Below are 14341 nucleotides of genomic sequence, written 5' to 3' on the forward strand. Positions count from 1 at the left end.
CAGTTTTTATCTCTTCTGAATTTAATTGCAAGCTACAAGGTTCGCTGTGTTTCTTCGTGCGCTATCGTAATGGTTAAAAATTTTATTTGTAACAAAAACATGAACGATTAAACTAAGCCCTGTCTTCTATATCCAAGCCCTGATTAACACAAAGAGATTAAGCAGGTTATGGTAAAAAAAGTACGAAAATATAGCACGAGTTTTAAGGTTGTCCTGGTTTTGCTGGGTGCAATTGCTATAGGTTACTTCGCTAAGCTTTTTACTACTGGCACTAAACAAATAATACTAGCTGATACCGTCGCGGAAATCCGTCCGCCTAAAAAACATAAGCACAGGCACCGGATTAAAAATATATTGCCTCCAACAATAGCGCAGGCTCCTTTGATTGATACTGTAGCTAAAACAGATAGCGTAGTAGCAGTTAAAACTAATCCAATTAAGGTAGCTCTGGTGGTTGTTAAACCGGTGCCGGTAAAGCATCTCACCGATAGTCTCAACTCTTTCGTTAAAAACAACAACAGTTTTCTATATACCACCTATGTACGCGCTAATGTAACCGGCATTGTCAGGTTACGTCGCGACGATAAGTATGCTGCTGACATTATTGCAGATATACCGGCAAATGCCAAAGTATATGTCCTTAAAAAAGGAGCAATGTACTACCAGGTGGCTTACAATAATACTGTTGGCTTTGTACCAAAATGGACACTACAGACCCAATAACTGTACAAAACCACAAAAAGTCTTGGAGTAGCCTGAAAGCTCCGAGCATCGTTCTTTGTTTTTTGCCTTAATTATTGTAAAAACGGCGTTACAATACCATCAAGGCACATTTTAGGGCTATTCCAATGGACCTTATTGTATTAAATACACTATTTAAATTTAACTTATTGTATTAAATACACTATCTACATTGCATAATTTATAATTTTATAATTTAATATGATATAAATTATAAAGAATTCACAATAATTGTCAATAATTTTAATATATCGCAAAGTGGCCGTACTTTTGTTGAGAATATTAAAAAGAAAAAAAACTACTATGAAAAAATTAATTTTCACCGCAGTAATAGCTACAATGATTAGCGTTTCTGCATTTGCCGATGGCGGTAAAAAAACATCTACTACAACTGGCGAGGAAAACGTGTCATATGCTGTACTTACTCAATTTCAAAGCGACTTTGAAAACGTGAGCAACACTGTTTGGACCGTAACTTCAAGAAGCCAAAAAGTAAACTTTACTAAAAATAAAGTAAACTATACTGCTTACTACGACGCTAATGGCGAATACTGGGGTTTAGCTCAGGAAATTGCTGCAACTACAGTAACTAAAGAAGTGAAAAATGTATTGGCGAAAGATTATGCTGGTTATGATGTTAAATCTGTAACCAGATTTGAAGCTAACGATAGCGAAGAACCTGTTGTTTACTTTATCAGCCTTAAAAATGATAAAGAAACCATCCTGTTGACCATATCACCGGTTGATGGCCAGGTTACAAACATTGACAGAGCATAATTACCCTGATTAAATGAATCAAGCCCGTTCCGGATTATCGGGGCGGGCTTTTTTTATGGGGTTAAAATAATGTATGTAATATCTATGTAAATAGTAGATTATTTATTTGGTGCCTATTGTTATTTAAAACAATCGCTGTAACTTTAAAAATAATTTCAATTTAAAACATACAACTATGAGCTTAAGATTAGGCGATAAAGCCCCAAATTTCACAGCACAAACTTCACAAGGCGAGATCAATCTTTATGACTACCTGGGCGATGGGTGGGGAGTACTATTTTCACACCCGGGCGACTATACACCGGTTTGTACCACAGAGCTGGGCAGAACTGCCGCTTTAAAAGACGAATTTGCTAAACGTAATACCAAAGTATTGGCTTTAAGTGTGGATTCGGTTGAATCGCATACCGGCTGGATCAAAGACATCAATGAAACCCAGAACGTTGAAGTTAACTTCCCGATCATCGCTGATCAGGATCGTAAAATTTCTGAAGCATATGATATGATCCATCCAAATGCTTCGGTAAATGCTACTGTACGCTCTTTATTCATCATAGGCCCGGATAAAGCGGTTAAGCTGATTATTACTTACCCTGCATCAACCGGCAGAAACTTCGTTGAGATACTGCGTGTGCTGGATTCTTTGCAATTAACCGCCTACCATAGCGTAGCTACACCGGCCGACTGGAAGGATGGCGAAGACGTGGTAGTGGTACCTTCTATCAAAACAGAAGACATCCCCGGCAAATTTCCTAAAGGTTTTACCGAAGTTAAACCATACTTACGATTAACCCCGCAACCCAACAAATAATTTTATTTGGATAATTAAATAATTTTATATATTTGATTAAATAAGGGTATATCTATTCCACTGATTATTAACACCATTTTGTATTCAGTCAGGTTTGATTATATGTCTAAAACAATTTTTAATACTATTTATACAACATTATGAAAACTGGAAAAGTAAAATGGTTTAACACTCAAAAAGGTTATGGCTTTATTGTTACCGAAGAAGGTAAAGACCTGTTTGTACATTTTAAAGACGTACAAGGTGGTGTAAATGCTATCAAGGATAACGATAGCGTAGAGTATGAAGTGGAAGACGGTAGAAAAGGATTGCAAGCAGTAAATGTAAAAAAGATATAAATTTTTACTAAGCCTACTAAAAAGAGACCTCTGTAAACCCAGAGGTTTTTTTTTGCTTAAAAATTTAAAATTATACTTAATTGCCTTACTTTAGGCCAACCAATTTATAGATCATTATGACTGATGCCGCACAGGCCAAAGCCAACCGTAACGTTATATTTTTAGTACTTGTAGCCTCGCTGGGTTATTTTGTTGATATATATGATTTGCTCATCTTCTCGATAGTTCGGGTTAAAAGCTTGACGGACCTGGGCATTGTCAATAAAGCAGATATCACGGCACAAGGTACTTTCATTATCAACGTGCAGATGTTTGGTTTGCTGTTGGGCGGTATTCTTTGGGGCGTAATTGGCGATAAACTAGGTCGTATCAAGGTGTTATTTGGGTCCATCATTTTATACTCGGCAGCTAATTTTGTTAACGGCTTTGTGCACGATGTTAATACATATGCGCTGGTACGCTTCTTTGCAGGCGTAGGTTTAGCCGGCGAATTAGGCGCTGGCATAACGCTGGTAAGCGAAACGCTGAGTAAGGAACGTAGAGGATACGGCACCATGATGGTAGCTGTAGTGGGCTTATTTGGCGCTGTATTAGCCAATATTGTAGCTAAACATTTCGGCTGGCGCAATGCTTATTTTGTAGGTGGCGGATTGGGGGCAGTTTTGTTGCTGCTTCGGGTCGGAACATTCGAATCTGGCATGTTTAAGAACGCTGAAAACTCAGACGTTTCGCGTGGCAATTTCCTGAGTTTGTTTACCAATGGCAAGCGCCTTTTAAAATATCTGTATTGTATACTCATTGGTGCGCCGCTTTGGTATGTAGTAGGGGTATTGGTTACCCAATCGCAGGAGTTTGGTATGGCTTTAAAAGCCAAAGAAGTCTTGAATGCCGGCGACGGAATCTTATACACCTATATCGGTATTTCTGTAGGCGATTTACTGGCCGGTATCCTGGCGCAGATCACCAAATCGCGTAAGCTAACTATGATGGTGTTTTTGTTAGTGTCTATTGGCTGCGTGGTATATTACCTTAGCTCGACTGGTATGGATAGTAGTAAATTTATTAAAATATGCTTCCTGATGGGTTGCAGCGTGGGCTATTGGGCAACGTTTGTAACCATAGCTTCCGAACAATTTGGAACCAACCTGCGTGCTACGGTAACTACTACGGTGCCTAACTTTGTGCGCGGTGCATTGATCCCGATCAACGCCTTATTCGCTATTTTTAAAGGGCATTACGGTATGATCGACGCAGGTTATATCATGATGATTCTGCTAACGGTGATCTCGCTGTTTTCGTTAAGTCAGTTGAAAGAAACGTTTGGTAAGGATTTGAATTATATGGAGGAGACGTTGTAAACGGTTATCCAACTCCACCACGTCATCGCGAACGAGGTACGAGTGTGGCGATCTCCGGGAAATACTGTGCCGATGTTTACCTATCGTGTAGAGATTGCCACGCTACGCTCGCAATGACGTAATGGAAAGGCGTTGGGAACATTTGACAACTCCATTACCCTCTAAATCAAATAAAATCGCATTTTTGCGCCAATGATCAATAAAGAACAAATCGTTGCCGACTACCAGGCTATCCAGGATGAAATATGCCGGGCATTAGAGGCAGTAGATAGTAAAGGTAAATTTGAAGAAGAGCTTTGGCAGCGAGACGGTGGCGGTGGCGGCCGTACACGGGTGATTCAAAACGGAAATGTTTTTGAAAAAGGCGGTGTAAACTTTTCGGCTGTCGATGGCGAACTGCCGGAGGTTATGAAAAAAGCCTTGAAAGTTGACAGCGACGATTTCTTTGCTACCGGCGTGTCTATCGTTATTCATCCAAATCACCCGCTGGTGCCTATTATCCACATGAATATCCGGTATTTTGAAATGCCGTCAACTTTTGGCGAGGGTAAAGAGCCTGTGCGCTGGTTTGGCGGCGGTATTGACCTGACGCCGCATTATGTGTTTGAAGACGATGCTAAATTCTTTCACAGCAGCCTGAAAGCTACCTGCGATCAATATAATGCCGATTTCTACAGCAAATTCAAAAAATGGGCCGACGATTATTTTTTCATCAAACATCGTGATGAGACCCGAGGCATTGGTGGCATATTTTATGACCGACTGACGGCTAACGAGCATATTTCCTGGGATGAGATCTTCGAGTTTTCTAAATCTTTGGGGCGCTCGTTTATCCCAATTTACACCGAGTTGGTAAATCGCCATAAAAACGAAACGTTTACCGAGGCACAACAGCAATGGCAATACCAGCGCCGCAGCCGCTATGCCGAGTTTAATCTGGTGTACGATGCCGGTACCAAGTTTGGTTTGGAGACTAATGGACGTATAGAATCTATCCTGATGAGTTTACCGCCCACAGCTAAATGGTTGTACAATTACCAACCTCAGCCTGGCAGCGAAGAAGCAAAGACCTTATCTTTACTAAAAAAAGGCATTAACTGGGCATAATATGCAAAAAGTGGCAATACTTTTAGTTTTTCTGGCGACTTTAGGTTCTACCGATAATCCGTCAACTTTAAAAGGCAAATGGAACTACGCCGGTGGCTGGTTTAACCACAAGCTTTCTGCCGCGCCAAAAGGCTACACCCAGCAACGCAAATATACCGACCAGAAATTCGACGCTTTTGTATATCAAAAAGGGGAGAAGGACATGAAATACGAAAGCGGCACCTACACCCTGCAGGGCGATACCTGCCTGGAAACCCAAACCTATTGTTTGCAAGACCAAAAGATGGTTGGTGTGACTGTGCATTACCATTACGAGGTCAGAAAAGATACGCTGGTGTTAAGTGGTACTTTACCTAACGGCGCTTTGATCCAAGATTATTGGGTAAAGGTGAAGTAATTGAAAACTTTTTTATAAACACCACGTCATTGCGAGGAACGAAGCAATCTCTGCACTCGCTAATCAATGTCCGTAAAGTTTGTGTTGGCTATCGCCAGAGATATTTATCCTGTTGACTGTCTGGTGTAGAGATTGCTTCGTACCTCGCAATGACGCAGCGGGGAGAATATTGTTTACTACCTGATCTTATCCAATGTAATCGCCGATGCATCATCCATCAACGCTTTAGCATTCAAATTATCGACAATAGCTACTTTAGCACCCTGCCAGCTGTGCCATTGCAAAAAGTAAGGAGCTTTGCCTTTAAAAGTGTTTAAAACAGCGGTTTCATCAAAATGCCCAAAGGCGGAGTCGTCGGGGCCAACCTCGCCGTCGCTAACAATCTTTCCCATTTTTAACAAAGAAGGATAATCCTCAAATGCAGGCACCTTCGGATAGTTGTCGAGGGCTACAATGTCCACATATTTATCACCGGGGTAAAAAACATCTGGTGCCGGGAAGTAAGTTCCGGCGATATTAGGCGCATAGATCCAGATCAGGTTATCCAGGCCGTAGTCTTTGGTAAACGTTTGGTACATATCCATCCAAAGGGCCGCATAATCTTTTTGATTTGTCGGGTTTTTAATATCATTGGTTCCCCACCAAAACCAGGTACCGTTCATCTCGTGAAAAGGTCGCCAAAGTACGGTTAGTCCTGCATTTTTTAATTGCTTCAAGGCTTTGGCCACATTGGCTAACTCGGCACGGTAGCTGGCTTTTTCTTTAGAGTCGGGCGCATTTTTTAATAGTTTCTTCAGGTCGATAATGCTTTTGTTCTCCACGGTGTTTAGTCGCACGTTATAGCCTTCGGTAAAGGGGCAGTCGGCGTGCCAGCTTAAGGTTACCAGGCCACCTTTTTTCCAGTGGTTAATGGCGTATTCATTGGTTTGGGCGAAATTAATGTTAGGGAAATAGCCATAATCCAGCCCCAGTAAGGCAGGGTAGTGGCCGGTGGAGTCATACAGTCGCTGGAAATTCTTTTGATATTCTAAGGCAACATCCGGGCTTTGGCTGCATTGCTGGCCCACGATAACCTGCTTGTTTGCAACAATGGTTTTGAAGTAGGCTAAAATTCCTTTTTTACTGCGGTCAGTAAGTTTTGGGATGGGGGTTTGGGCTTTGGTAATTAAAAAGCTCATCAGTAGAAAAAAGGTAACTATAGGTCGGATGCAGGTTTTCATAATAATTGGGTTTATTCAAATATACAAAAATGCGTTAGTGATGGCAGCGGATACCGGCCATGTGAATAAGGCCGGTGCAGTATGAGCGAACAGCACGGGCCGTAGGTAACGCCCGTAAAATTAAAATCCGGGTGATCCAAAAAATACTTAAAAGTCAGGAAAAGTGATCCAAAGTGATCCAACTATTAAAATAGTTTAAGCTTAATGAATTGATTATTAATTGTTTGTGTTTTTTAGCTGATCCAACTGATCCATGCACTCACGTGGATCACCTCACGCATCTGCAGCTTGACAATAGCCTGTGTACACAAGCTCAATGTGGAGTATTTTGAATGTGTTGAAAAATACATTCGAAATAGGGGTATTTTGTTGTCTTTATAAGGCATTTTGTTGGTAAAAAACGTTCGATAAATCAACTTAATTCTTAACTTCGCAAGTCGTATTTAACACTTATTAAAATACGGTCGATTATAAATCAAACTATCTACAATTAATAAAAAATGGCTGAAGGAACAGAGAACGATCCACACAAAGAAGACAAGATAATTTCGATAAATATTGATGAGGAAATGCGATCGGCTTACATCGATTATTCGATGTCGGTTATTGTATCACGTGCACTGCCTGACGTGCGCGACGGTTTAAAGCCGGTTCACAGGCGCGTGCTGTTCGGCATGCTTGATCTGGGTTTAAATAACAATAAGCCTTATAAAAAATCTGCCCGTATTGTGGGTGAGGTAATGGGTAAGTATCACCCGCATGGCGACTCATCGGTATATGACACCATGGTGCGTATGGCGCAGGAGTGGAGCTTACGTTATCCGCTGGTTGAAGGCCAGGGTAACTACGGCTCGATAGATGGTGACAACCCGGCGGCAATGCGTTATACCGAAGCAAGATTAGAAAAGATTGCCGAAGAAATGCTGGCCGATATCAATAAAGACACCATTGACTACCAACTAAACTTTGACGACTCCTTACAGGAGCCAACCGTATTGCCTGCAAAGTTCCCTAACTTATTGGTTAACGGTGCATCTGGTATTGCGGTAGGTATGGCTACTAATATGGCCCCGCATAATCTTTCGGAGGTCATTGATGCTACCGTAGCTTTCATTGATAACCGCGATATTGAAGTTGCCGAATTGATGAAACACGTTAAAGGCCCTGACTTCCCAACAGGTGGTATCATCTACGGTTTTGAAGGTCCGCGCGAAGCGCTGGAAACAGGCCGTGGCCGTGTAGTATTGCGTGCCCGTGCCGAAATTGAAACCTATGGCAGCGATCGTGAGCGTATTATTGTTACAGAAATACCTTACCAGGTTAATAAAGGCCTGATGATTGAGCGTACTGCCGACCTGGTTAATGATAAAAAACTGGACGGCATCTCCGCCATCCGCGATGAATCTAACCGCGAGGGTATCCGTATAGTTTATGAGATAAAACGCGAAGCTAATGCTTCTATCGTATTAAATAACCTGTTCAAATACACGTCTTTACAGACGTCATTTAGTGTCAATAATATTGCGCTGGTACATGGCCGCCCAATGATGCTGAATCTGAGAGATCTGATTTTTCATTTTGTTGAGCACAGACATGAGGTAGTTGTCCGCCGTACCAAATTTGAACTGGCAGAAGCTGAGAAACGTGCACACGTTCTGGAAGGTTTGCTGATTGCGCTTGACCACCTGGATGAAGTAATTAAGTTGATTCGTGGTTCGCAAACGCCTGAAGAGGCCCGCGAAGGCTTGATGAGTAACTTTGGACTGAGCGATATCCAGGCTCGTGCCATTCTGGACATGACCTTAAGAAGGTTAACCGGACTGGAACGCGATAAGATCAAAGACGAATATGACGGCTTGATGAAAACCATCGAATACTTGAAATCTATTCTGGCTGACGAGGGCTTGAGAATGCAGATCATCAAAGACGAGCTAGCCGAAATAAAAGACAAATACGGCGACGAGCGTAAGACAGAAATGGTGCACTCATCTGCCGAAATGCAGACCGAAGATTTCATTGAGGATGAGGATGTTGTAATCACTATCTCACGCGAAGGTTACATTAAACGTACCCCACTTACAGAATATCGCAGACAGGGTAGAGGTGGCAAAGGATCGATTGGCAGTAACAGCCGTGACGCCGACTTTATAGAACACTTGTTGGTGGCCTCAAACCACAACTACATGTTGTTCTTTACAGAATCTGGTCAATGTTTCTGGTTAAGAGTATTCGAGATTCCGGAAGGCTCACGTACCTCAAAAGGCCGGGCTATCCAGAACATCATCAATATCCCTAAAGAAGAAAACATTAAGGCCTACATTAAGGTTGTTAACCTGAAAGATCGTGATTATTTGGAGAACAACTTCATTATCATGTGTACCAAGAAAGGTGTGATTAAGAAAACTTCGTTAGAGGCTTATTCTCGTCCACGCGCTAATGGTATCAATGCTATCAATGTTAATGATGGTGATTCTTTATTGGAAGCAACATTAACTACCGGTAACAGCGAAATTGTAATGGCTCTGCAATCGGGGCGTGCTATTCGCTTTAACGAGTCTACAGTTAGGCCGATGGGCCGTACGGCAACAGGTGTACGCGGTATTACTTTAGATAAAGATAATGACGAAGTTGTTGGTATGATCAGTATTGACGATCCGGAAACTACAGTATTGGTAGTGTCAGAGAAAGGATACGGCAAACGTACTGATATAGATGACTATCGCGTTACTAACAGAGGTGGTAAAGGCGTTAAGACCTTGAACATAACTGAAAAAACCGGAAACCTTGTAGCTATAAAAGGTGTTACTGATAGTGAAGACCTGATGATTATTAACAAATCGGGGGTAATTATCCGGATTGCAATCAGCGAGTTGAGAGTGATGGGCCGTGCAACGCAAGGAGTGAGGTTGATTACTTTAAAAGGTAACGACGAGATTGCATCTGTAGCCAACGTAGAGCATGAAGAGGATGAGGAAATTACACTAACTGAGGTTGAGGGTGGCGAAGATAACGCAACTCCTGACGCAGATGGTGCTGCCGAACCAACATCAGGTGATATAACTGAATAAAACTATGAATTACAGCCGTAAAATAGCATTAGCGGTACTACTGGTATTGTTTACCACACCTTTAGCATTTTCACAATCGGAAATGCTAAAGGGCATAGTAAACAATTTGGCTTTTTTTAAGCAAAAAAAAGAACTCAAGTTCTTAACCAACGCTAAAAAATCTATCGATAGTTTGATAAAGGCATCGCCCGATACCAATAACCTTCAAAACCAGGTTTATCGCGCGGTTATCAATTCGGCTTTGCTATACGTAGATTCCACTAACCAGGCCGGCCAGCCAGAAAACTTCTTTCGTCAAACCAATCAGCAGGTAGATGTATTAAATACCCGTAAAAAGATATTCAGATATCAGCCCGAAATGGATTTTTCGCGAGAATGCCTGGCTAATGTATACATCCGCAAAGGATTTGCCTACATGCGGGTATCTGACTATACCAATGCCGGCGCTATGTTTATCAAGGCGCATAAATACGCGCCAGAATTTAAGCCATTAAATGCCTATATAGCCTATACCAACAATAAACTGGGCAATGTTACTACTGCAGAAAAATACTATGATAGCGTCGTTAAAACCGATAGTACGCGATCTGATTATATAGAAGCGGCATCGGGGGTATATAAAGCCGTAGGAGACACCGCTAAAGCATTAGAGATGGTGAAGCGGGGCCGCAGACTAAACCCCAATGATAAATCGTTGTTATTAGATGAAGCTCAGATATACAACAACAATAAAGACTATGAGTCGTTAGCACCATTGTTACCCCAATTGCTTGATTTTAATGCAAATAACCCCGATATTGTATTTGTTGCGGCCAACTGTTATGATCATTTAAAGCAATACGATAAGGCAGAAAGCCTATATTTACATGCGATTGATCTGAATAGCGCGGCTTACGATCCAATATTTAACCTGGGTATACTTTACCTTAAAAAGAGTTTAATTACAAAAGGGGGTGAGACTAATAAAAATTTAGGCTATGCCGTGCAGTGGGTTGAAAAGGCAAATGAAATATCGCCAAATGATGTAAATTGCCTGCAAGTGTTAAAAATGGTATATGCCAAAACCGGAAACACAGACCAAACAGACAAAATAAATAATAAACTAAAACAGTTAACTAATCAATAAATTAATCATGAGAATTAAATTTTTGTTAGCAGGGTTATTGGGCGTTGCAACAACGGCTGCATTTGCTCAAAAATACGAAACGAGCCATGCGAAAGACTCCTATGAACAATACACTGTATTAAGTAAGGTAAAGGCCACTTATGACGAGGCCGACAAAAACCTTTTGGAAGCGCGCAGGGCAATTGATAAAGCTGCCGCAAATAGTAAATCTGCCACTTTACCGGCAACTTACGCCGTAAGAGCTGCAGTATACGCCACTTTTGCTATGCGTGACACCTCAAAAAAGAATACAATGCCATTTTTTAAAACTGCGGATTCGGCTTACAGAAAAGCAAAAGAAACAGATGTTAACGGCGAAAATAAAAAGTTGATTGATGACGCAGGCCTGAACCTGGCTCAATATCAATTAAACCAGGGTGTGGCCGATTATTCCGCTAAAAGATATGACGCGGCTTATAAGGATTTTGATTACTATCATCAATTATTCCCACAAGACACAACAGCGTTGTACTACTCAGGTCTTGCTGCTTATGCCGGTAATAATATGCCAAATGCATTAGGCGCGTATTCAAAATTATTAACGTTAGATTTTTCAAAGAAGGCAAGCCTTTATTTAGATATGTCTACCATATATCTATCTCAAAAAGACACGACTAACTCTTTAAAATACGCTACAGAAGGGGTAGAGAAGTTCCCGGCAAGTACCGATTTAAGAAGAAGGGAAATTGAGCTTAGTTTGCTTACCGGCAAATCGCAGGAGGTTATGAGTAAGATACAAGCTGCCATCGCCAATGATCCTAAAAACAAAACGCTGTATTACTACGCTGGTCTTACCTATACTTCATCAGCTAGTGTTGTAGATATGAGTCTTCAAAAACTGAGAAAAACTTCAAAAGATGCTGCCGCAATTGCAGCATTACAGGCTAAAAGGGATGATGCCCTTGCTAAAGCCGCTGAAATGTACAAAAAGGCATTGGAGATAGACCCGAATTACTTTGAACCAAACTTAAACATAGGTTCTGCTTATTTGTCGCCCGGCATTGACTTGTTTAACGATGCAAACCAATTGCCGCCAAGCAAACAGAAAGAATATAATGCAATGATGGCCAAAGCTGCTGCTCAATTTGAGCTGGCTAAACCGTATCTGCTCAAAGCTGTAGAACTTGATCCAAAATCGAGAGATGCCCTTGGTCAATTAAAAATTTATTACAAAGGCACAAGAGATTCTGCTAATGTATCGGCAACACAAGCTAAAATAGACGCATTACCCAATAAATAATTTTAAAGCCCACCAAAGTAGGTGGGCTTTAAAAAGAATACATTACTTAACATAATGTTAATTATGTGAATTAAATAATGGGAAATTTATATAACAAAGGCCCGGCAATTTGTCGAGCCTTTGTTATATAAATCTTAATAGCTGTATTACTTAGTATTTCACGGTATCCTCAATAGTTTTAGCCGGCGTGGCCGTGTCTTTTTGCATTTGTCGTCTTTCTGCTCTGGCCATTTTCTTTGCTTGTTTAGCGCTGTCCATTTTGGCACTATCTACAGCGGTTGCCGAACTGCCGGCTTTTTCAGAACTGCAACCGGCGGTAACCGAGCCGATCATTATCGCAACAAGTGCGAAGCCTAAAATTTGTTTTTTCATAGGATGGTATGTTTAAATAAGAGTTTAACACTTTACCTAATAATAACTGCTTTATAAATACATTGTTTAAAATTTGTTCTGCTAAGAAAATGATTGTCAGCAAGGTATGGTGGACGCTTTAAATTTGACAAGCCACTAGTGGATTTTAGATTTTTAATCCTGATATTTAAGCGCTATGGTGGTAACAGAAAGATTATCAAAATGGGGAATGCGCTTCTACCCTCCTCTTTTTTTTCAGCGTATTTGGGTTGTCAATATTGACCAGGGATTTCGCGGTGTTACTGTTAATATTAACAAAAGCTTTTTTAACAGAAATTACAATAATTCGATATTCGGCGGCACAATTTTCGCAGCCGCAGATCCTTTTTATCCATTATTGTTTCATCAAATATTTGTTCATAAAGGCTATAATGTGATAGCCTGGTCTAAATCCTCAGAAATTCAATTTTTAAAGGCCGGGTTTACAAAACTTCAATTTAAGATCCATATCAGTGATGATGAGGTAGCCGAAGCCGAACATGTACTTAATACCGGCGGTAAATACATCAAATCGCATCCGATAGATATTTACAATACCAATGGTGATGTATGTGCCACAGTAAACAATGAGGTTTATTTACGTAACCTTGATTTTGTAGAGACCGAACAATGAAAGTGATAATGAATGACCAGGCCTTTCTGGATAAAGGCTTTTTAGTCTCGACAGACAAAAGTTTGCTCGATTTTAACGTTATTTATAGCTATCTCGATAAGGAATCGTACTGGGCAAAAGGAATACCTGTTGAAAAGTTAAAAAAAGCTATTGAACACTCTATATGCTTTGGTGTTTATCATGATAAAAAACAAATTGGGTTTGCCCGTGCGATAACAGATCAGGCTGTTTTTGCTTATATTGCTGATGTGTTTATCTTGCCTGAGTTTAGGAAAAACAGGGATTGTCGAAATGGCTCATACAAACTATTCGAAACTACCCCGAACTGCAAGGTTTAAGGCGATGGTCATTAGCTACTTTGGATGCACACGGCTTATACAAGCAATTTGGATTTACAACAATAACCGGTCCTGAAAAATGGATGGAAATATATACACCTTATCAGGTACTTAAGAACGACAACGATGAACCTAAAGAAGCAGATATTTGAGGGCGAAGGTGTAACACTTGACTTTAAAAAAACGATAACCAGCTGCGAAAAGATTGCCCGCACGATGGTTTCTTTTGCTAATAATAAAGGCGGCAGGCTGCTGATAGGCGTTGCAGACGATGGTTCCATAAAAGGCGTAAAAAGCGAAGACGAAGAGCGTTATATGATAACCAAAGCAGCTACTTTATATGCACGCCCGGCCCTGGAGCCAAAATTTGAAGAGATTTATGTGGATGATAAATCGGTGCTAGTTGTTGACATACCTCAAAGTGACTTAAAACCACATTATGCACTTGCAGAAGATGGCAAGTGGTGGGTTTATGTGCGCGTTAAAGACAAAAGTGTACTGGCTAGCAAAATAGTGGTTGATGTACTTAAAAGAACTACCGGAGAAGCCGGCGTGTTAATAGAATATTCGGCCAAAGAAAAATCGTTATTAGAATATCTCGAACAATCTGCACGCATAACCGTAAAAGAGTATTGCGATTTGATTAAGGTTGGCCGCAGAGCAGCCCAACGCATCCTGGTGAATATGATCCTGTCGGGTGTTATACGGGTACATACCACCGAGAAAGAGGAATATTACACCGCCGCTTAGCTCAGCA

15 protein-coding genes are annotated in these 14341 nt (G+C 40.9%); 13 read left to right on the forward strand and 2 right to left on the reverse strand.

Annotated elements, in window-relative coordinates; translation table 11 throughout:
• Positions 1-168 precede the first annotated feature (168 nt).
• The 7 genes from HB679_RS03835 to HB679_RS03865 all read left to right on the forward strand — a co-directional run bounded on the left by HB679_RS03835 (position 169) and on the right by HB679_RS03865 (position 5529).
• Complete coding sequence (locus tag HB679_RS03835; protein ID WP_214070610.1) at positions 169-723, forward strand: hypothetical protein; 555 nt, start codon at positions 169-171, stop codon at positions 721-723.
• Positions 724-1044: 321 nt separating this feature from the next.
• Positions 1045-1518 carry a hypothetical protein gene (locus tag HB679_RS03840; protein WP_214070611.1) on the forward strand — a complete coding sequence of 158 codons (474 nt, stop codon included), beginning with the start codon at positions 1045-1047 and terminating at the stop codon, positions 1516-1518.
• Positions 1519-1693: 175 nt separating this feature from the next.
• On the forward strand, positions 1694-2329 hold the full coding sequence (locus HB679_RS03845) for a peroxiredoxin (protein WP_214070612.1): 636 nt from the start codon (positions 1694-1696) through the stop codon (positions 2327-2329).
• A 140-nt stretch (positions 2330-2469) separates the two neighbouring features.
• Positions 2470-2667: a cold-shock protein gene (locus tag HB679_RS03850; protein ID WP_214070613.1), complete on the forward strand. Its 198-nt coding sequence runs from the start codon at positions 2470-2472 to the stop codon at positions 2665-2667.
• A gap of 116 nt (positions 2668-2783) precedes the next feature.
• Positions 2784-4025, forward strand: a complete 1242-nt coding sequence (locus tag HB679_RS03855) for an MFS transporter (protein ID WP_214070614.1) — start codon at positions 2784-2786, stop codon at positions 4023-4025.
• A 192-nt stretch (positions 4026-4217) separates the two neighbouring features.
• Complete coding sequence (gene hemF, locus HB679_RS03860; RefSeq protein WP_214070615.1) at positions 4218-5132, forward strand: oxygen-dependent coproporphyrinogen oxidase; 915 nt, start codon at positions 4218-4220, stop codon at positions 5130-5132.
• 1 nt (position 5133) lies between these two features.
• Entirely contained in the window at positions 5134-5529 is a 396-nt protein-coding gene (locus tag HB679_RS03865) for a hypothetical protein (RefSeq protein WP_214070616.1), read from the forward strand.
• 176 nt (positions 5530-5705) lie between these two features.
• Here the strand turns inward: HB679_RS03865 and HB679_RS03870 are convergent, their stop codons facing one another.
• Entirely contained in the window at positions 5706-6749 is a 1044-nt protein-coding gene (locus HB679_RS03870) for a glycosyl hydrolase (RefSeq protein WP_214070617.1), read from the reverse strand.
• Positions 6750-7249: 500 nt separating this feature from the next.
• Here HB679_RS03870 and gyrA point away from each other — a divergent pair, with 500 nt between their 5' ends.
• The 3 genes from gyrA to HB679_RS03885 are packed head-to-tail and all read left to right on the forward strand — an operon-like array spanning position 7250 to position 12222.
• The gene (gene gyrA, locus HB679_RS03875; RefSeq protein ID WP_214070618.1) at positions 7250-9817 is read left to right on the forward strand and encodes a DNA gyrase subunit A; all 2568 of its coding nucleotides are present in this window, start codon (positions 7250-7252) and stop codon (positions 9815-9817) included.
• Positions 9818-9821: 4 nt separating this feature from the next.
• On the forward strand, positions 9822-10943 hold the full coding sequence (locus tag HB679_RS03880) for a hypothetical protein (protein ID WP_214070619.1): 1122 nt from the start codon (positions 9822-9824) through the stop codon (positions 10941-10943).
• A gap of 7 nt (positions 10944-10950) precedes the next feature.
• Positions 10951-12222: a hypothetical protein gene (locus HB679_RS03885; protein ID WP_214070620.1), complete on the forward strand. Its 1272-nt coding sequence runs from the start codon at positions 10951-10953 to the stop codon at positions 12220-12222.
• Between the two features lie 150 nt (positions 12223-12372).
• Here HB679_RS03885 and HB679_RS03890 read toward each other — a convergent pair whose 3' ends face one another.
• A complete protein-coding gene (locus HB679_RS03890) occupies positions 12373-12594 on the reverse strand; it encodes a hypothetical protein (RefSeq protein WP_214070621.1) in 222 nt (73 codons plus the stop codon).
• Positions 12595-12769: 175 nt separating this feature from the next.
• Between HB679_RS03890 and HB679_RS03895 the strand changes: the two genes are divergently transcribed.
• The 3 genes from HB679_RS03895 to HB679_RS03905 all read left to right on the forward strand — a co-directional run bounded on the left by HB679_RS03895 (position 12770) and on the right by HB679_RS03905 (position 14334).
• Positions 12770-13246, forward strand: coding sequence for a DUF4442 domain-containing protein (locus HB679_RS03895; RefSeq protein ID WP_214070622.1), 477 nt, complete (start codon positions 12770-12772; stop codon positions 13244-13246).
• The gene (locus tag HB679_RS03900; RefSeq protein WP_255547532.1) at positions 13243-13584 is read left to right on the forward strand and encodes a GNAT family N-acetyltransferase; all 342 of its coding nucleotides are present in this window, start codon (positions 13243-13245) and stop codon (positions 13582-13584) included. Before HB679_RS03895 ends, HB679_RS03900 begins: the two co-directional genes overlap by 4 nt.
• Before the next feature lie 126 nt (positions 13585-13710).
• Positions 13711-14334, forward strand: coding sequence for an ATP-binding protein (locus HB679_RS03905; protein ID WP_214070623.1), 624 nt, complete (start codon positions 13711-13713; stop codon positions 14332-14334).
• The last annotated feature ends 7 nt before the right edge of the window (positions 14335-14341 follow it).

This window comes from Mucilaginibacter sp. dw_454, from assembly GCF_018449775.1.
In the GTDB taxonomy this organism is placed as follows: Bacteria; Bacteroidota; Bacteroidia; order Sphingobacteriales; family Sphingobacteriaceae; genus Mucilaginibacter.

Excerpts from the sequence above, each read along its gene's own strand:
- gyrA (WP_214070618.1), top strand. The coding sequence starts at position 7,250 with ATGGCTGAAGGAACAGAGAACGATCCACACAAAGAAGACAAGATAATT.
- HB679_RS03905 (WP_214070623.1), top strand. The coding sequence starts at position 13,711 with ATGAACCTAAAGAAGCAGATATTTGAGGGCGAAGGTGTAACACTTGAC.
- HB679_RS03900 (WP_255547532.1), top strand. The coding sequence starts at position 13,243 with ATGAAAGTGATAATGAATGACCAGGCCTTTCTGGATAAAGGCTTTTTA.
- HB679_RS03890 (WP_214070621.1), bottom strand. The coding sequence starts at position 12,594 with ATGAAAAAACAAATTTTAGGCTTCGCACTTGTTGCGATAATGATCGGC.
- HB679_RS03845 (WP_214070612.1), top strand. The coding sequence starts at position 1,694 with ATGAGCTTAAGATTAGGCGATAAAGCCCCAAATTTCACAGCACAAACT.
- HB679_RS03855 (WP_214070614.1), top strand. The coding sequence starts at position 2,784 with ATGACTGATGCCGCACAGGCCAAAGCCAACCGTAACGTTATATTTTTA.
- HB679_RS03865 (WP_214070616.1), top strand. The coding sequence starts at position 5,134 with ATGCAAAAAGTGGCAATACTTTTAGTTTTTCTGGCGACTTTAGGTTCT.
- HB679_RS03835 (WP_214070610.1), top strand. The coding sequence starts at position 169 with ATGGTAAAAAAAGTACGAAAATATAGCACGAGTTTTAAGGTTGTCCTG.
- HB679_RS03895 (WP_214070622.1), top strand. The coding sequence starts at position 12,770 with ATGGTGGTAACAGAAAGATTATCAAAATGGGGAATGCGCTTCTACCCT.
- HB679_RS03840 (WP_214070611.1), top strand. The coding sequence starts at position 1,045 with ATGAAAAAATTAATTTTCACCGCAGTAATAGCTACAATGATTAGCGTT.
- HB679_RS03870 (WP_214070617.1), bottom strand. The coding sequence starts at position 6,749 with ATGAAAACCTGCATCCGACCTATAGTTACCTTTTTTCTACTGATGAGC.
- HB679_RS03885 (WP_214070620.1), top strand. The coding sequence starts at position 10,951 with ATGAGAATTAAATTTTTGTTAGCAGGGTTATTGGGCGTTGCAACAACG.
- HB679_RS03850 (WP_214070613.1), top strand. The coding sequence starts at position 2,470 with ATGAAAACTGGAAAAGTAAAATGGTTTAACACTCAAAAAGGTTATGGC.
- HB679_RS03880 (WP_214070619.1), top strand. The coding sequence starts at position 9,822 with ATGAATTACAGCCGTAAAATAGCATTAGCGGTACTACTGGTATTGTTT.
- hemF (WP_214070615.1), top strand. The coding sequence starts at position 4,218 with ATGATCAATAAAGAACAAATCGTTGCCGACTACCAGGCTATCCAGGAT.